At 65.3% G+C, this 17,319-nt stretch carries 17 protein-coding genes; 9 read left to right on the top strand and 8 right to left on the bottom strand.

The window, feature by feature from the left end; translation table 11 throughout:
* Positions 1-7: 7 nt before the first annotated feature.
* Positions 8-640 carry a phosphoserine phosphatase SerB gene (serB, locus tag P0204_RS09870; protein WP_276178699.1) on the top strand — a complete coding sequence of 211 codons (633 nt, stop codon included), beginning with the start codon at positions 8-10 and terminating at the stop codon, positions 638-640.
* A gap of 10 nt (positions 641-650) precedes the next feature.
* On the opposite strand, the gene P0204_RS09865 is transcribed toward serB, so the two are convergent.
* Positions 651-791: a hypothetical protein gene (locus P0204_RS09865; protein WP_276178698.1), complete on the bottom strand. Its 141-nt coding sequence runs from the start codon at positions 789-791 to the stop codon at positions 651-653.
* 221 nt (positions 792-1,012) lie between these two features.
* On the opposite strand from P0204_RS09865, the gene P0204_RS09860 reads away from it, so the two are divergent.
* Positions 1,013-1,483, top strand: coding sequence for a hypothetical protein (locus P0204_RS09860; protein ID WP_276178696.1), 471 nt, complete (start codon positions 1,013-1,015; stop codon positions 1,481-1,483).
* Between the two features lies 1 nt (position 1,484).
* Here P0204_RS09860 and P0204_RS09855 read toward each other — a convergent pair whose 3' ends face one another.
* The 3 genes from P0204_RS09855 to P0204_RS09845 form a co-directional block, all read right to left on the bottom strand.
* Complete coding sequence (locus P0204_RS09855) at positions 1,485-2,786, bottom strand: O-acetylhomoserine aminocarboxypropyltransferase/cysteine synthase family protein (RefSeq protein WP_276178694.1); 1,302 nt, start codon at positions 2,784-2,786, stop codon at positions 1,485-1,487.
* A gap of 147 nt (positions 2,787-2,933) precedes the next feature.
* Positions 2,934-4,832, bottom strand: coding sequence for an ATP-binding protein (locus tag P0204_RS09850; RefSeq protein WP_276178692.1), 1,899 nt, complete (start codon positions 4,830-4,832; stop codon positions 2,934-2,936).
* A gap of 48 nt (positions 4,833-4,880) precedes the next feature.
* Positions 4,881-6,428: a DNA-directed DNA polymerase II small subunit gene (locus tag P0204_RS09845; protein ID WP_276178690.1), complete on the bottom strand. Its 1,548-nt coding sequence runs from the start codon at positions 6,426-6,428 to the stop codon at positions 4,881-4,883.
* Positions 6,429-6,509: 81 nt separating this feature from the next.
* On the opposite strand from P0204_RS09845, the gene P0204_RS09840 reads away from it, so the two are divergent.
* Together P0204_RS09840 and P0204_RS09835 are read left to right on the top strand one after the other, a co-directional pair.
* Entirely contained in the window at positions 6,510-7,130 is a 621-nt protein-coding gene (locus tag P0204_RS09840; protein ID WP_276178688.1) for a S26 family signal peptidase, read from the top strand.
* Positions 7,131-7,201: 71 nt separating this feature from the next.
* Entirely contained in the window at positions 7,202-7,846 is a 645-nt protein-coding gene (locus P0204_RS09835) for a S26 family signal peptidase (RefSeq protein ID WP_276178686.1), read from the top strand.
* A 3-nt stretch (positions 7,847-7,849) separates the two neighbouring features.
* On the opposite strand, the gene P0204_RS09830 is transcribed toward P0204_RS09835, so the two are convergent.
* Entirely contained in the window at positions 7,850-9,418 is a 1,569-nt protein-coding gene (locus tag P0204_RS09830; protein ID WP_276178684.1) for a Cdc6/Cdc18 family protein, read from the bottom strand.
* A gap of 843 nt (positions 9,419-10,261) precedes the next feature.
* Between P0204_RS09830 and P0204_RS09825 the strand changes: the two genes are divergently transcribed.
* The 4 genes from P0204_RS09825 to P0204_RS09810 all read left to right on the top strand — a co-directional run bounded on the left by P0204_RS09825 (position 10,262) and on the right by P0204_RS09810 (position 12,180).
* Complete coding sequence (locus P0204_RS09825) at positions 10,262-10,903, top strand: Era-like GTP-binding protein (RefSeq protein ID WP_276178682.1); 642 nt, start codon at positions 10,262-10,264, stop codon at positions 10,901-10,903.
* A gap of 4 nt (positions 10,904-10,907) precedes the next feature.
* On the top strand, positions 10,908-11,291 hold the full coding sequence (locus tag P0204_RS09820; protein ID WP_276178680.1) for a DUF2073 domain-containing protein: 384 nt from the start codon (positions 10,908-10,910) through the stop codon (positions 11,289-11,291).
* Positions 11,291-11,968, top strand: coding sequence for an OapC/ArvC family zinc-ribbon domain-containing protein (locus P0204_RS09815; RefSeq protein WP_276178678.1), 678 nt, complete (start codon positions 11,291-11,293; stop codon positions 11,966-11,968). Before P0204_RS09820 ends, P0204_RS09815 begins: the two co-directional genes overlap by 1 nt.
* 83 nt (positions 11,969-12,051) lie before the next feature.
* Entirely contained in the window at positions 12,052-12,180 is a 129-nt protein-coding gene (locus P0204_RS09810; protein ID WP_276178676.1) for a hypothetical protein, read from the top strand.
* Between the two features lie 52 nt (positions 12,181-12,232).
* Here the strand turns inward: P0204_RS09810 and mdh are convergent, their stop codons facing one another.
* Positions 12,233-13,147, bottom strand: coding sequence for a malate dehydrogenase (mdh, locus tag P0204_RS09805; RefSeq protein ID WP_276178674.1), 915 nt, complete (start codon positions 13,145-13,147; stop codon positions 12,233-12,235).
* Positions 13,148-13,255: 108 nt separating this feature from the next.
* Here mdh and P0204_RS09800 point away from each other — a divergent pair, with 108 nt between their 5' ends.
* Complete coding sequence (locus P0204_RS09800) at positions 13,256-13,990, top strand: Sjogren's syndrome/scleroderma autoantigen 1 family protein (RefSeq protein WP_276178672.1); 735 nt, start codon at positions 13,256-13,258, stop codon at positions 13,988-13,990.
* Positions 13,991-14,042: 52 nt separating this feature from the next.
* Here P0204_RS09800 and P0204_RS09795 read toward each other — a convergent pair whose 3' ends face one another.
* Positions 14,043-14,612, bottom strand: a complete 570-nt coding sequence (locus tag P0204_RS09795) for a redoxin domain-containing protein (RefSeq protein WP_276178670.1) — start codon at positions 14,610-14,612, stop codon at positions 14,043-14,045.
* A 186-nt stretch (positions 14,613-14,798) separates the two neighbouring features.
* Positions 14,799-17,297 (bottom strand): DEAD/DEAH box helicase, encoded by a 2,499-nt coding sequence (locus P0204_RS09790; RefSeq protein WP_276178668.1) that lies wholly within the window; start codon positions 17,295-17,297, stop codon positions 14,799-14,801.
* Positions 17,298-17,319 lie beyond the last annotated feature (22 nt).

The following is a 17,319-nucleotide window of genomic DNA, read 5'->3' as shown; positions in this document are numbered from 1 at the left end:
GCGGGTAATGTTAGTCGCGTTCGACTTCGACGGGACGCTCTCGGATTCCGAGATGACGGTCCTACTGGGTAACCAGAACGGTACCGCCGCCGATATGGAGGCGATCACCGAGCGGGCGATGAACGACGAGATCGGGTACGCGGAGAGTCTCCGCCAACGGTGTGCGTTGCTGGAGGATCTACCCGACGAACAGGCCCGAGCGGCGTTCGACCAGGTCGAACTCCGTCCCGGCGCGGCCGACGTCATCGCAGCGCTGCGAGCGGCCGGCGTCCACGTGGTCATCCTCACCGGCGGCTTCGAGCGCGGTGTCCAGGCCGCCCTGGACCGGGAAGGCGTCGAGGTCGACGCCATCGTCGCCAACCGCCTGCCCGTCGCCGACGGGAAACTCACCGGCGCTGTCGAGGGGCCGCTCATCGAAGGGACCAAAGACGACGCCATGGAGGTCGCGACGGCGATCCTGGGCGAGGACCGCTCGGCGACCGTCGCGGTCGGCGACGGTGCCAACGACCTGCCGATGCTGGAAGTGGCGGGGCTCGCGATCGGCTTCGAGCCGAAGCCGGCCGTCGAACCGGCGTGTGACGAGGTCGTCTCGACGATGGCACAGCTTCAGGAGCTACTGGAAGCCGAGGGAATCCTGTAACTCGTCGGACTCAGCGGTCGGGCTCGATCGTGTTACAGCCACAGGCCGGGCAGTTCGTTCGCTGTTTCTCGAACGACAGGCGACAGAACCGGCAGACGTGAGTTCGACTCTTGCTGCGGACGGTGTTCGTGATGCGGTGGATGATGGACATGGCTGACTCCGTCGCTGGCGGCCCCTCGCCAGCCGACAGTGCAATTGTTGGCACTCTCCCCACATATTTCTTTGTCTTGTACAGCTATCCCATACCTAGTACAGTATATGGACAAATAGATGCCTAAATAGTGGATGTTTCGATCAGTGCGTCCCGGAGTTGCTGTGTCGTGCCCCCGTCGGTCCGGTAGCGAAAAGTACGCGCAGTCCCGAGCCCCGCGTATGGTGGTCGAGCCCGCAGCGTCGATCGGTGTCGCGCTCAGGATCGTGCTCGGTGTGGTCGCGGGGGTGGTCGCGACCCTGGGGATGGACGTCGCGATGGCGCGGCTCCCCGAGGGTGAGACGCCGCCGACGGTCGCGGCGGGCGTGCTCACCGAGCAGGCACCCGACACCGCCCCGGGACGGCTGGCCTCAGCCGTCCACTACGTCGCCGGCGGCGCGACCGGTCCGCTGTTCGTGACGCTCCTGTTTCTGGTCGAGGGACTGCTCGGCGGCGTCTCGGCGGCGAGCTACCTCCTGACGACTCTGCTGTTGTTCGGGCTGATGGTGGCGTTTTTCGTCGGCGTCGTGTTGCCCCGACCGGGGCTGGCACGCCAGCGCGTGAGCGCGATCGGCCGGGACTGGGCGCTGTCGGCGGCGGCGTATCTGCTGGTGTTGGTCCCGCTGGTGTGGATCGGGTCGGCGGCGCTGTAGCTCAGCGGGTCGCCTGCCCGATGGCCTGATCGAGATCCGCTTTGATGTCCCCGACGGACTCGGTCCCGACGGAGAGCCGGACCATGTCGTCGGTGACGCCCGCGGCGGCTTTCTCCTCGTCGGTGAGTTGCTGGTGGGTCGTCGACGCCGGGTGGATGATCAGCGTCTTCGCGTCGCCGACGTTCGCGAGCAGGCTGGCGATCTCGGTGGACTCGACGGTCGTCCGGGCGGCCTCGTAGCCGGCGTCGAGCCCGAACGTGATCATGCCGCCGTAGCCGCCGTCGAGATACTTCGACGCGAGATCGTGGGTCTCGTGGGCGTCGAGTCCGGGGTAGGTGACCCAGGAGACCTCGGGGTGGTCCTCGAGGAACTCCGCGACCGCCATCGCGTTCTCACAGTGCCGATCCATCCGCGCCGGCAGCGTCTCCAAGCCCTGCATCGTCTGCCAGGCGTCGAAGGGGGACTGCTGGCAGCCCAGATCACGCAGGCCACGAGCGATAGCGGCGTAGGTGAACGCGGCCTCGCCGAAGCGCTCCCGGAAGTTGACGCCGTGGTACGCGGGGTTGTCACCGGCGACCTCGGGGAACTTCTCGGCGTGTTCGTCCCAGGGGAACGAGCCACCGTCGACCAGAACCCCGCCGACGGTGGTACCGTGGCCGTGGATCCACTTCGTCGTGGAGTTCCAGACCAGGTCCGCGCCGTGGTCGAGCGGGTTGCAGAGGTACGGCGTCGCGAACGTGTTGTCGACGAAGAAGGGGACACCGTGGTCGTGGGCGATCTCGGCCAGTCGCTCGAAGTCCGGCGTGACAAGCGCCGGGTTGCCGATCGTCTCACAGTGGACGTAGGCGGTGTCCTCGTCGATTGCCTCGGCGTAGGCGTCGTAATCGAGCGTGTCGACGAACCGGGTCTCGACGCCGTTGCGCGGCGCCGTGTGGGTGTAGTAGGTGTAGGTCCCGCCGTACAGCGAGGAGGCGGTGACCACGTTGTCGCCGACGTCGGCTAGCAGGAAGGTCGCGAGGTTCAGCGACGCCATTCCGGAGGCGGTCGCGACGGCACCGACGCCCCCTTCGAGTTTCGCGAGTCGTTCCTGAAGCATCCCGACGGTGGGGTTCATCAGCCGGGAGTAGATGTGGCCGGGCTTCTCCAGAGCGAACTGCTGTGCCGCGTCCTCGGCGTCCTCGAAGACGTACGACGTCGTCTGGTACAGCGGCGGTGCCCGGGATCGGGTCTCCGCGTCCGGTTCCTCCTGGCCGACGTGTAACGCGTCGGTCTCGAATCCGCGCTCGGTCTCATCGTCGCTCATACGGCCGGCTACTCACGTGGAGGCGACTTAAACCCCGATTCCTCCGGTTACCCCGGCCACTGCTCCGAGATACCGGCGAATCTTCCGGGGCCGACCGAACCCGTTCGCCGTCGGAACGCCGGTTCCGGCGTGGGACCGCCGATCCGGTCACTCCGCGGACTCGACGCCGGTGATCTCGAACCGCGAGCCGCCGGCGTCGCTCTCGGTGATCGTGACCTCCCAGTCGTGTGCGTCGACCGCGCGACGGACGATCGCCAGTCCGAATCCGGTCCCGTCGTCGGTCGACGAGTAGCCAGTCTCGAAGACCGCCGTTCGCTCGTCCGGTGGGATGCCAGGGCCGTCGTCGGCGACGTAGAAGCCGTCCTCGAGGAACCCGACGGTGATCGTGACCCCCTCGCCGCCGTGTCGGACGCTGTTGTCGAACAGGTTCGCGAGGATCCGGTTCAGCCGCGAGGGGGCGGCGACGATCTGCCTGTCACCGTCGATCGAGAGGGTCGCGGCGTCCGCCGAGAGGGTCTTCCAGGTCCGTTCGGCGGCCTCGCGTACCGACACGGGCTCGGTCTTCCGTTCGGTCGTGTCCTGCCGGGCGAACGAGAGCAGATCGTCGATGAGCGTCTCCATCTTCGAAAGTGTGTCCGAGGCCTCGTCGACGTGGCTCTCGTCGCCGGTCTGTCGCCACAGTTCCAGCAGGCTGTCGGCCTTATGCAGCGGGCTCCGGAGGTCGTGGGCGACGACGCTCGCGAACTCGTCGAGTCGCCGGTTCTGTGCCGCGAGCGCGTTGGTCCGGGACCGCAGGAGCGACTCCCGCTCGATTCGGTCGAACGCGGTCGTCGCGTTGGCCGCGAGCAACCGGCCCAGCCAGAGGTCCGTCTCCCCGAAGTCGTCGGGCTGCTTCGAGTTCGCCAGGAGGACTCCGTGCCGGCCAAGCGGGAAGTACAGCCCGCTTCGCATGTCGGTCTCGGGATCGTAGAGTTCCGGGGCCTCCCTGATGTCCGCGTAGCTACGGACCGTCCCGCTCTCGTAGACCTCCCAGGCGATGCCCTGGTCGAAGGTCACGAGCGAGTCCGCGACCTGCTCGGTCCGTTCCGAGACCGCGACGGGCGCGAGGCCGCCGGCCTCCTCGTCGTAGAGGTGGACGCCGTTGAGTTCGAAATCGAGTATCTCCGCGGCCGCCTGGCTGGTGATATCGGCGATTTCCTCGGTCGTGTCGGCGTCGTAGAGGTCTCGGGAGGCCTCGTGTAGCCGTATCAGACGGTCTTCCCGGTAGCGGCGGTCGGTGATGTCGGTGAGCGAGAACACGACGCTGTCGACCGACTCCCCGTCGAACAGCGGCGCGCCGCTGACCGACAGGACCCGTTCGTCTCCCTCGGGCCACTGGATCTTGTGGACGAAGTCGAAGATCGGTTCCCCGGTGTCGACGACCCGTCGGAACGGGAGCTTCTCGTCGGGGATCTCGTCTCCCTCGAGGTCGCGGATCCGCCACTCCGGGTCGTTGTAGGTCCGGTCGGTCACCGCCTCGCGTTCGAGGCCCAGCACCTGTTCTGCTCGCTGGTTCGCGAAGACGAACCGGCCATCCGAATCGAGCTGGACGACGCAGCTGGGGACGGTCTTGAGGATCTGTTCGAGGCGGTGTCGCTGCTGGGAGACCGCCGTGGTCGCCTCGCGGGCCGTCACCGCGTCGTCGATCCGGTCGGCCAACAGTCCCCACGTCGACCGCACGTGGTCTCTCCGGTAGTAGTCGGTGACCCCCGCCGAGACCGCCTCTTCCCGGAGCGATTCATCGTCTCTGTCGACGAGCAGGACGAACGGCAGGTCGGGGTCTCGTGCCCGGAGGTCCTCGAGGAAGGCGAGCCCGTCGGTCCCGGGAGCGGCGTGCCCGGAGACGACACAGTCGTACGCTTCGTCTCGAAGCCGGGAGCGCGCGTCGTCGGGGCTCGACGCCGTGTCGACGCGGAGCCGATCGTTCGCGGATTCTAAGGACTCGGTCGCCGCGTGGCGGAACTCGGCGTCGTCGTCGACCAAGAGCAGACGGATGTCCCGGCCCATAGATCACTGTAGGTCCGGACAGTAACAACGTTTCCCCCAGGCGGTCGATCACGCGAACTTCCGGACAGTCATCTCCAGCGTATCCAGATCCAGGATCGGCGCGAAACCGGCGTCGGGGTCGATGTTGACGGACTTCTGGAAGTCGGTCTGGGCCTGCCAACACCCGGAGTTCAACGCCAGGACGTTGTGGTACTTCCCCCAGCCCAGCTTGTGGACGTGGCCGGTGTGGAACACGTCGGGAACCTCCTCCATGACCAGATAGTCCCGGTCTTCCGGCGCCAGACGGGTGTGACCGCCGTACTGGGGGGCGACGTGACGTTTCTTCAAGAGCTGGTACATCGCCTTGTGTGGCTCGTCGTAACTGGCTTCCTCGTCGGGGAGTTCGGCGATGACCTCGTCTAGAGAGACGCCGTGGTACATCAGGATGGTGACGCCCTCCACCGTCACCAGCGCCGGGTTCGAGTGGACCTGGGCGTCGTGGGCGGTCATGATCTCCCGGAGCTCCTCGTCGAAGCCCGGCTGTGGTTCGGCCAACCGGACCGCGTCGTGGTTGCCCGGGATCATTCGGATCTCCATGTCGCCCGGCACCTCCGTGAGGTACTCCGAGAACCGCTCGTACTGCTCGTAGACGTCGACGATGTCCAGTTCCTCGTCCTGGTCTGGGTAGACACCGACCCCCTCGACCATGTCGCCGGCGATCAGCAGGTACTCGACGTGTTCGGCCTCGGGGGTGTGGAGCCAGTCGGTAAACCGGTGCCAGGCGTCGGCCATGAACTCCTGGCTCCCGACGTGGACGTCCGAGATCAGCGCCGCTTGGACGTGCCGGTCCGCCGTCGACGGGCTGTGGGTTCGTGGGATATCCGGGAAGTACAGCGAGTCGACGAAGAGGATGCCACCGTCGTCGGCCAGAGTCCCCTCGACGGCGATGACCTCGTCGAAGAGGAGTTGCTGGACGAGATCGGCGATCGGCCGGTCTTTCATCACCAGACAGGGGAAGGTCCCGTTGGTGTCTTCCAGTTCGACGAGCCAGTGGCCGCTCGCGGTCGTCCGGATGTCCGAGACCATCCCGACGAGCGCGGCCTCGCTTCCCCCGCCCATCCGCTCGATGGCGTCGGTCGGTCGGTGGTTGACTCGGCCACGCAGGTGCGCGGAGAGTTTCTCGTAGCGGTCCCGGAACACCTTCACGAAGTCCTGGTACTCCCCGGTCCCCGTCGAGTGGCCGGTCATGTCGTTGGCGACCTCGATCGCACGGAGCGTGGGATCGACGTCGCGAGACCCCCTTGTTTCAGGTGGAGACTGTCCCCCCACGTCAGTCGATTTCGGCGGGTCGTTTCCAGTCGAAACGGAGGGGTCGTCGACACCGCCACCAGCCGGCCCCGGGCTTCCCCGGCTATCGGCGGGCTGTTCGTCGGTTCGGACCTGGTCGACGTGGTCGGCAGTGAGTTTCAACGCGTCCGACGGCATCGTTTCCAGTGCGCGATCGAGGGTCGCCTGTGGGTCGGCCGTGTCGGCGATCCGGGTGATCGCTTCGCGCTCGGCGTTGTAGCCGCGGCTGGCGAGTTCGCTGACGATGCGTGCCGGCGTCTCCAGAGGCACGGTCGACACTCCGTGTCCGAGAGCAAAAGGCTGCCGGACCCGACACAGTATTGATCGCTCGGTACCGAGAACACCCCACGAATGGGAGCTGACGACGGGACCGCCGCCCCTGCCGGCTCACGATCCCGGCGCTACCTGCGTGACATCCTCAGTAGCGTCACTGCCGTCGTTATGGTCGGACTCTTCCTGTTTGCGGTCAGTGGGCTCTGGCCGCCGCTGGTCGCCATCGAGAGCCCCAGTATGGAACCCAACATCGAGACCGGGGACATGGTGTTCGTCATGGCGGAGGATCGGTTCCCCACCGAGAACGCGAGCCACGGCGTCGTCACGGCGGCGACGGGAGCCAACACCGGATACGACCGCTTCGGGCGCGGCGGTGACGTCATCGTCTACGAGCCCAACGGCAACGAGCGCCGAACCCCCGTCATCCACCGGGCGATGCTGTGGGTCGACGCCGGCGAGAACTGGTACGACCGCGCCGACGAGGACGACCTCGGGACTGCCGACAGCTGTGCGGACCTCCGGTACTGTCCGGCTCCCCACGCCGGCTTCATCACGAAAGGGGACTACAACGGCGGGTACGATCAACTGGGGCAGCGTGCGATCAGCGAACCGGTCCGCCCGGAGTGGGTCATCGGCACCGCTGAAACGCGGGTCCCGAAACTCGGCTGGGTGAGCCTCAGGTCGAACGCGGGCGAGTGAGTCTCGGGTCACTCGGAGCGGAAACCGCACAGCGGAAAGTTGATAGCCCGTCTGTGTAAAGCCGCAACTCGATGGACGGCACCGACAGCCACCCCGTGTCGGCAGACACCGACGACCCCGAACGGATCGCCTACGTCCTGGATATCCTCAGTAGCGTGGGCAGCGTCCTGCTCGTCGGTGCGCTGTTGTTCGCGATCAGTGGCGTCTGGCCCCCGCTGGTCGCCGTCGAATCCTCCAGCATGGACCCGAACATCCAACAGAGCGATATGGTGTTCGTGATGTCAGAACAGCGGTTCGCCGGCGAACAGGCGACAAACGGCGTCGTCACCGCCCAGCAGGCCGAGGGCTACACCCGCTTTTCCGGAAGCGGCGACGTCATCGTCTACGAGCCCAACGGTAACGAACGCCGGACGCCGGTGATCCACCGCGCACGGTTGTGGGTCGAGGCCGACGAGAACTGGTACGACCGTGCCGACGAGGACGCCGTCGGGACCGCGGACAACTGCCGGGAACTCCGGAACTGCCCCGCCCCCCACGCCGGCTTCATCACGAAAGGCGACAACGAGCGGACGAACGGTGCCTACGATCAGGTCAGCGGGATCAGCGGCGTCGTTCGCCCCGAGTGGGTCGTCGGCACCGCCGAGATGCGTATCCCGCTGTTGGGGGAGATCCGTCTCCGGTGGAACCAGGCCGGTAGAGCCGTCGCGCTGACGTAGCGGTCAGTTGTCGAACCTGGCCTGGACGAACGGCTGGACGTCTTCGATATCACCCAGTCGCGAGTCCGACAGCAACACGGCTTCTGTCTCCTCAGTCGGAACCGACACCGAGATCTCCTTGGTCCGCCCGTACCGCCCCTTCGAGACGACGACCGCGTTGACGATCCCGAGCATGTCGAGTTCCGAGATGAGGTCAGTCACCCGCCGCTGTGTCAACACGTCGGCGTCGATCTCCTCACAGAGGTTCTTGTAGATGTTGAACACCTCGCCGGTGTTGATGCTGTGGACCCCGTTTTTCTCCAGGAGGATGATCGCAAAGAGGACGATCTTCGACTGGGTCGGCAGCGTCCGGACCACCTCGACCACGCGGTCGAGTTCGATCTTCTCCTGGGCCTGGCGGACGTGGGCCTCCTCGACCTGGTCGGTCTGCCCACGTTCGGCGAGTTCGCCGGCGGTCCGGAGGAGATCCAGCGCACGCCGGGCGTCGCCGTGCTCCTGAGCGGCGAAGGCCGCACACAGCGGGATGACGTCGTCCGAGAGCGCGTCGCCCTTGAACGCGACGTCCGAGCGGGCCTGGAGGATGTCCCGAAGCTGGTTCGCGTCGTACGGTGGGAAGACGATCTCCTCCTCGCCGAGGCTGGACTTGACACGGGGGTCGAGGAAGTCGGTGAACTTCAGATCGTTCGAGATCCCCATGATCGACACCCGGGAGTTCTCCAGTTCCGAGTTCATCCGCGAGAGATTGTAGAGCGTATCGTCGCCGGATTTCTCGACGAGTTTGTCGATCTCGTCGAGCATGATGACCACGACGCGTTCGTGGTAGTCAACGGCGTCGAAAAACGAACTGTAGACGCGGTCGGTCGGCCACCCGGTCATAGGGACCTCCTCGAATCCCGCTTTGTCTTCCTCTAAGGACTCGATCCGCTCGTCGATCCCCTCGACACCGGTGAACTCCGTCCCGTCGAGTGCTGTTTCGTCTTCGCGGGCACGCGAGCGCAAGTCGTCGAGTTCCGCGACCCGGTCGTCGATCACCTCGGTGTTCTTGTCGATGAACTTGTTCGCCAACTGAGCCAGTACCCGGTACTGTGTGTCAGTCACCTCACAGTTGATGTACTCGACCTCACAGGGGACCTCGTACTTCTGGGAGGTCGTCTCCAGTTCCTCGCTGACGAACTTCGCGCTGGCGGTCTTTCCCGTCCCGGTCTTCCCGTAGATGAGGATGTTCGACGGCGTATCCCCACGGAGTGCCGTGACCAGGATCGTCGCCATGTTGTTGATCTGCTCTTCCCGATGGGGGAGCTTGTGGGGAGTGTAGGAGGGGCGAAGGACCTCCTTGTTCTCGAATATCGGTTCACCCTCCAGGAGATCGTCGAACAGTCCACGGGAGGCCTCGTCGGAGCCGTCGGACCCGGTATCGAGATTGTCCAAGACGACATCGTCGAGATCAGGGGGGCTCGTCGGGGGCGTCTCCGTATCGGCGTCGGTGTCCTGGTCGGAATCGGCAGACCGGGCGCTGTCTGCCTCTGACGACGAGTCCTGGTCTCCAGTCGATCGATCGATTGGGTCGGTCATTGTGGTCGGTGAACCCCCCCGTTTCGGGTGGAAAGCGTTGTCCGCACCCAGCAAACGGGCAGCAGAGCCCTTGGTAAGCCAGTTTTGCCGATTTTCCACGCTCTCGGGTGCGTCCAGTTGAACCAGATGAAGTGGTGCGTGATTGGATATTAAATATTTCGGTCGATGGCACGGTTCGGGTGGGTGTATCTACCGAGTGGACGGGAAACAAGGGTGGGTCTGCGGTGAGCGGGGTAGGAGTGGGAAACCCGGCGGTTTTGGCGACTATCCCGGAGACAGGCGAGTGAGGGGCCTGAAGGTGCCGTACTCCGTCATAGACGAGGGAGACCAGGGAAGGGGACTAACCGACGATCCTAACCCCCCCCACCCCTTTGTTTCGAGTGGAACGGCGAAACTGACCGGGGGTTGGGGGGGAGGAGGCTGGCGATTACGCGTCTGGACTAGGAAGGATTTATATACTATACGTATAAACCAAAGCCGCACCAGAAAGAAAAGATACTCTTTTAGACTACTCCTGTGCTGTACTAGTGTTACAACCAGTCTACGCTAGATATACCTAGTTTCCCTCTAGCGCGCGGCCACTCCCACTCCGCTCTCTCCTCTCCGGCCCTGCTTTCACCGGCACCCATCCCACGGGGTGTTGCTGTTCCACTCGAAACGAAGGGGTGGGGGGGGGAGGCACGAACGATCACTGCTGGTCCGGAGCCGGCCCACAGAGGAATGGGACACGTTCCCAAACCTATCCGAATAGTTATGTTTGTCTGACGTAGGCTTAAGTAAATTCCACTGTCTTCTACAGCCAGAAGCCGCCATACCGGCACGTCCGGGCGGCGGGAGGATAGGATGGGACTGCTAACAAACCTCAAAGACAGCATCTCACGGGCAGCATCGACTCTGTTCTCGGAGGAGGACCCGAAGCGGATCGGTATCTACGGGCCGCCAAACGCCGGGAAGACGACACTCGCGAACCGGATCGCTCGGGACTGGACCGGCGACGCCGTCGGACCGGAGAGCCACGTCCCACACGAGACACGGCGGGCTCGCCGCAAGGAGGACATCGAAATCGAGCGCGACGGCAAAACCGTCACTATCGACATCGTCGACACGCCCGGCGTGACGACGAAAGTCGATTACACGGAGTTTCTCGAACACGACATGGAGAAAGACGACGCCGTCCGCCGGTCCAGAGAGGCTACGGAGGGCGTCGCCGAGGCGATGCACTGGCTCAGGGAAGACGTCGACGGGGTGATCTACGTGCTCGACTCGGCGACAGATCCGTTCACGCAGGTCAACACGATGCTTATCGGTATCATCGAGAGCCAGGACCTCCCGGTGCTGATCCTCGCGAACAAGATCGACCTGGAGGATTCGTCGGTTCAGCGGATCCGTAACGCCTACCCCCAACACGAGACGATCCCGCTCTCGGCGCTGGAAGGCGACAATATGGACGAAGTGTACGACAAGATCGCGGAGTACTTCTCGTGATACCATGCCCGAAATAAAAGACCCGGACGACGGCGTGCAGATCGACCTCGTCAGCGGGGAGCGAATGGAGGGGCTCACGACGATGGAGAAGATCCGGACGGTGCTCGACGGCGTCCGAGAGGGGAACATCGTCATCCTCGAAGAGGGGCTCTCGCCCGACGAGGAGTCACGCCTCATCGAGGTCACCATGACCGAGATCAGCCCCGACGAATTCAACGGCATCGAGATCGAGACCTACCCGAAGTCCGAGGCGGCCAATACGGGCCTGCTCGACCGGCTCATGGGGAACGAATCGACACAGAAACTCACGGTCATCGGCCCGGCCAACCAGATCGAGACGCTCCACAAGGACGAAAACCTCATCAGCGCACTCGTCTCCCGGAAATAATGCCTCACCAGTGTACGAACTGTGGCCGCGCGTTCGAGGACGGCTCCAAGGAGATGCTCTCGGGGTGTCCGGACTGTGGCGGCAACAAGTTCCAGTTCAGACCCGACGGCGTCGACTCTTCGACGCCACCCGAGACGGACGCGGAGCCACCCGAACCGCCGGACCCTCCCGGATCGGACAACACCGTCGCCCGCACCGTCGGGAAGACGGCGGCGACAGTTCGTGATTTCGTCGGCAGCGGACAGGGTGACACCCACGAGGCCGGCGTCGACACCACTGGTTCCAGTGGAAGCGACGGGGGAGCCCCGGGGTCGGAGGCGGAGGCCTCGGCACCTGCAACCGAAGACGCCGCGCAGGCGAGCGCACGTGGCGACGTGGTCGGGTCGGACGAACTTCCGGACGATCCGCCGGCCGAACCACCGGACGAGCCGGCCGTCGAAGCACAGTCCCCGGAGACACCGACTGATTCTACCGACGGGGGCGACGACCCGGACGAGCGGCCGGACCTCTCGGAGCTTCGGGAGGAACTCAACGAACAGTTCGAGTCGATCAAGGTTCTGGAACCCGGCCAGTACGAACTGAACCTGATGGAGTTGTACGACCGCGAGGAGTACATCGTCGCACTCGAAGAGGACGGCCGGTACTCGATCCAGGTCCCTGAAGCGATCCGGGACTGACGTAGCTAGACCGCGTGGAAACCCGCTATTCTCCGGGTCTGTCCGGGAAAACCATTATATTATCGCCACGAGAGTGTTCTCACATGTCCTCGAACGACCACTCACCGACCGACTCACATCTGGAGGAATGGGCGGCCCTCCTGGGGACCGAGGTCGAGTACGCCGAGTCCGAGGACCCGGAGCTCGACCGATTCGACGGGGAGCGAACCTGAGCCTCGATCGATTACACACCGGCGCGGGCGGGTCGAAAAATCGGTGCGGGCGTTACGCGATCTCGTCGTACTGCTCGGAGAGCTTGTCGGCGGCCTCGGCCATCAGCTCCGCCTCGTAGTCGTCGAGGTCCCACTCGACGATCTCCTCGACGCCGTTGCTCCCGAGACGGACCGGCACGCCGAAGGCGGTGTCTTCGTGGCCGAACTCGCCTTCTAGCTTGACCGACGCCGGCAGCACTTCGCCGGTGTCACGGACGATCGCTTCGACCATGTGGGCGACGCCGCGGGCGGGTCCCCACTCGGTCGCGCCCTTGCGCTCGATGACGTCCATCGCGGACTCCTGGAGGTCACCCAGAATCCGTTCGCGCTCGTCGGCGTCGAACTCGGGGTCGGTGCCGTCGACGCGAACCTTCGAGAAGACGGGGACCTGTGCGTCGCCGTGTTCGCCCAGGATCGTCGCCTCGACGTTCTGGGTCGGAGCGTCGAACTCCTCGGAGAGGACGTACCGGAACCGCGCGGAGTCCAGGCGGCCGCCGAAGCCGATGACCTGCTCGCGGGCGCGGTCGCCGGCCTCGTAGAGGTGGCGGTTCAGCAGGTCCACGGGGTTGGAGGTCGTCAGCGAGACGTAGTCGTCGTTGTGCTCGTCCAGCGAGGACTGGATGTCCTCCATGATCGGCGCGTTGTCGCCGGCGAGGTCGATCCGAGTCTGGCCGGGCTGGCGGGGGATCCCGGCCGTGATGACGACGACGTCCGAGCCGGCGGTGGCCTCGTAGCCGCCCTGTCGGACCGTCGTGTTCGAGTCGTAGGCGATGCCGTGGTTGGTGTCGGCCGCCTGCCCGATCGTGTCTTCTTCCTTGTCGGGAATGTCGACGAGGACGACCTCGTCGGCGATGTCTCGGAGTGCGATGTTGTACCCTGCGGCGGCGCCGACCGTTCCGGCCGCGCCGACTACGCTTACCTTTGTCATACCATCCGAAACGCCTCCCGCGCCGACGTTAAACGTGTCGAAACCCCTGTCTCGGGACAGGCATTCGGACCCGTAAAGGGTTTTCAGCGTGGTGGCGTTGTATCGGGTATGAGTGACTTCGATAAGGAAGCCGAACGCGAGAAACTCCGGGAGAAGTTCGAGAAAGAGGAGGACGAGCGCGAGGCGACCGAACAGATGAGCGAGCTACTGCTGAAGGGAGCGACGATGACGAACGCCCACTGCAGCACGTGTGGCGACCCCGTCTTCCGCTACGACGGCCAGGAGTTCTGCCCGACCTGTCAGAAACCGATCACACGTGGGGAGAACGAACAGGACGAAGACGGCGAGACGACCGACGGCGACCACATCGAGGTCGCGGACCCGGGTGACGAGGCTCGCGTCCAGTTCGGCGACCAGGAGGGCGAACCCGAACCGTCGGCGGACGCCGCGGGGACTGCAGGCGAGCAGACTCCGGATGCCCCCGGAGCGGAAGCCGTGGCCGGGAGCACGGACGGCGACACCCGCTCGAACGCCGACGTTACTCCATCCGAAACGGGGGGCGTGTCGAACCGCCAACCGACAGCCGATACCCAGAGTGCGGGGTCACGTTCCACACCGGTTAGCGGGACCGATCCCCACGACCGATCCCCCTCTGTTTCAACTCGAACTGCGGAACTTCCCGAGGAAGCCGCGACCGATCTGACCGAGGCAAAGCGCCTGCTCGCACAGACGGCCCGGCAGTTCGCACAGCGCGCTGCCGACAGTCAGGACCCACGGGACGCGCGAGAACACCTCCAGGCGGCCCGTGAAGCGGGGGCGGCGCTGGACGCGATGGACTTCTGAGAACCGCGATAGGCTGTCGGCCCACCGACCGCGATACCGACAACCCGGACCGTCAGTAGTTGAGGTTCACGAGCCCGCCGTCGGAGGTGATCTGTTCGGGCCGGTCGGGAGACTCGCCGTCGCGGTGGCGGTCGACCCGCTGTATGAGGTCGTCGATGGTCGGGATGTCCTGTGGGTTCGGCCCGCCGTGGCGTGAGACGATCCGGAGTTGCTCCCCCTCACACTCGAACAGTGCGACCCCTGGGAGCCGTGGGATCGTCCGCTGGAACGGGGCGAACGTGTCGAACTCGTCGGGCGCGTCGTCGTCGCCGACGATGTTCGTTTCCGGGTCGGCAAGCATCGGGAACGGAAGGTCGTAGCGCCGGTGCCACAACAGCGCCCGCTCCCTGATGTCCGGTAACACCGGGACGACGGCGACACCGCGGGTCGCGAACTCGTCGTAGCGGTCTGCCAGGTTCCGGACGAGTTCCCGGCACAACGGACAGTAGTGGTTCCGCAACAGCACTGCGAGAACGTAGTCGTGATCGGTCGCCAGCTCGTCGGACGCGAGTGTCTCGCTGCCGGCACCGATGTTGTGTAGCTCGAACTCGAAGTATCTCGTCTCAGACTGTGATTGTTTCACGTCGCTCTCTTCCCCCCAGCGGTTCTATATCTCCCTCTGATATGAACGTTTTTGTCGGAGCGAATCGTGCCCGAACAGCCCGATACGACTGTCGCGTACCGACACCGATGGATATGTCCCTGGGTTGGTATGAGTGGCCCCATCTCGGAGCCACCCGACGGCGCTCCGTGGGCGGTCGTCCCCGGCCTACCCGTCGTGGTAGTCGCCGCCGACGACCTCTCTGATCCGTTCTGCGGTCACCGAGCCGACTCCGTCGACCGCCTGTAGCTCCTCCTCGTCGGCAGTCAGGACGGATTCGACGCTCCCGAAGTGTTCGAGCAGCGACCGGGCGGTGACCGGGCCGACCTCGCCGATCGCGGCGACGACGTACTCCTGTTGTTCGGGCAGCGTCCGGGACTGTTTCTCGCCGTGGACGCTGACCTCGCGGTCGGCCTCTTCCTGCTCGCGCTGTGCGATGGTCTCTAAGAGGTCCGCAGTCTCGTCCTCGTCGGCGGTCTGGAGGACGCTGGCACCGAAATCGACCGACAACGACGAGAGCGCCCCCTGGATCGCCTTCCGGTGGACGTTCCGGGCGCCGTAGAGGTCCCCACCCTCGATGACGACGACGGGACGGGCGTAGTGGCGCGTAGCGTCGCCGACCTGCTCGAACATCGAGCGGTCGCCGCCGGTCAGCGTATCGAGGAAGTCCGAGACGGTCTTGCGTTCGACGATCACCCGATCCGAGAGGACGTAGTCGCCGACGGCCAGCGTCTCCAGGCGGGTCTTGATCCCCTCGCGGGTCGAGAGGTCCCTGGCGATCGTCGCGTCCAGTTCCCGCTGATCGGCGACGATCTCGACGGTCTCGTCGTCGCTGTCGGCCGTCGCGACCGTGCCGTCGTCCGCGGCGTCGTCGGCTCCAGCATCGTCGCCGCCGTCGTATCCACCTTCCGGCGTCGCTTCGCCGGCGAACGCGTCCAGGCCCGCCTGGCCGTTGCCCCCCGTTTCGGTTGGAGCGTCCGATTCGGAAGCGACCGCCTGCCCGCCGTTTCCACGCGACGCTCCGTCCCCGTCTCCATCCGAACCGTCGCCGTCACTGCCGGCTGACCCGGAACCGCCGCCGTCCTCGTAGTCGTCCAGCCCGGTCTGGTCGAGTTCGGCTTCGAGGTCGCCGGCGACGCTCTTGAGGTCCTGTAGCTCCTGTTGCATCCGTTTCTGGTCGTTACGGGCCTTCCAGAAGTAGGCCTCGTCGCGGGTGTCCTCGGCCAGCAAGACGACCACACGCCCCTCGGCCTGCCGGCCCGTCCGGCCCTTTCGCTGGATGGCCCGGATCGCCGTCGGGACCGGTTCGTAGAACAACACCAGGTCGACCTCGGGGACGTCCAGCCCCTCCTCGGCGACGGAGGTCGAGACGAGTACCTCGAACTCGCCGGCCCGGAACCGATCCAGCGTCTCCTGTTGCTGGGTCTGTGTCATTCCATCGCTCCCGTCGGTGTCGCTCTGGCCGACGAACTTCTCGGTCTCGAAGTGGTTCGAGAGGAAGTCCACGAGCGTCTCGGCGGTGTCCCGGGACTCGGTGAAGACGATGACCCGCTCGCCGTTCTCGATGCCCAACGTTTCGGCGAGCAACATCCGGGTCCGGCGGAACTTCGGATGGAGGTCGTCGTACTCCCGGGCCTTCCGGATGGCCTCGCGGATCTTTGGTTCGCTGACGAGTCGCTGGTCGGCCTTCGACGCACCGGAGGAACGGGCGGCCTCTTTCAACCGCTCGAAGTACCGCCGCAGGGACTCGACGCTCTGGGTCTCGATGTAGGTGACTGCGGTCCGAAGCTTCCGGATCTCGGCGAGCAGGCTCATCCCCTGGTAGCCCTCGCTCTGGTCGTTGTCCATCAACTGCCGGAGCTCTGCTTGCATCCCCTGGATCTCCCGCTCGGAGAGGTCCGGCGAGGACTTGTTGGTCACGCCCAGTTCCTTCAGTTGTTCGAGCCGGTCGGCGACGACCTCGTTGATCGCGTCCCGGATCTCGACGACCACCTCGGGGAGTTCGATCCGTTTCCACTCGACGCTGGTGTCGTGGGTGTAGTCGGCGACGTCGGCGTCGTCCTCGGTCATCACCGCGACCTCCGAGAGCCCGAGGTTCTCACACACTTCGAGGATCGCCTCCTCGTCGTCGCCCGGCGAGGCCGACATCCCGGTCACCAGCGGGTCGGTCGCGTCCGCGTGGTAGCGCTCGGCGATGTAGTTGTAGGCGTAGTTCCCGGTGGCGCGGTGACACTCGTCGAAGGTGCAGTGAGTCACGTCGGCAAGCGAGATACGGTTGCCGACCAGATCGTTCTCGACGACCTGTGGGGTCGCGATGACGACGCGGGCGTCCTCCCAGAGGGCGGCCCGGTCGTCGGGTCTGACCTCGCCGGTGAAGACGACGATCTCGTCGTCGGGGACGGTGAGCGCCTCGCGGTAGAACTCGGCGTGTTGCTGGACGAGCGGTTTCGTCGGTGCGAGCATCAGCGAGGTGCCGCCGACGCTGTGGAGTCGCTGGGCCGTGACGAGCAGCGAGACGGTCGTCTTCCCGAGGCCGGTCGGGAGACAGACGAGCGTGTGGCTTGAGCCGGCGGTCTCGGCCAGTTCGACCTGGTACCGACGGTTCTCCAGGAACCCCTGGGTCACCAGCGGCCGGTCGAGGTACTCCCCGCTTTCGGCGGTCGCCATTTGGCCGGAATAGTCCCCGATA

This window comes from Haloarcula halophila (assembly GCF_029278565.1).
GTDB lineage: Archaea > Halobacteriota > Halobacteria > Halobacteriales > Haloarculaceae > Haloarcula > Haloarcula halophila.
This window is presented reverse-complemented; position numbering and strand designations above follow the sequence as displayed.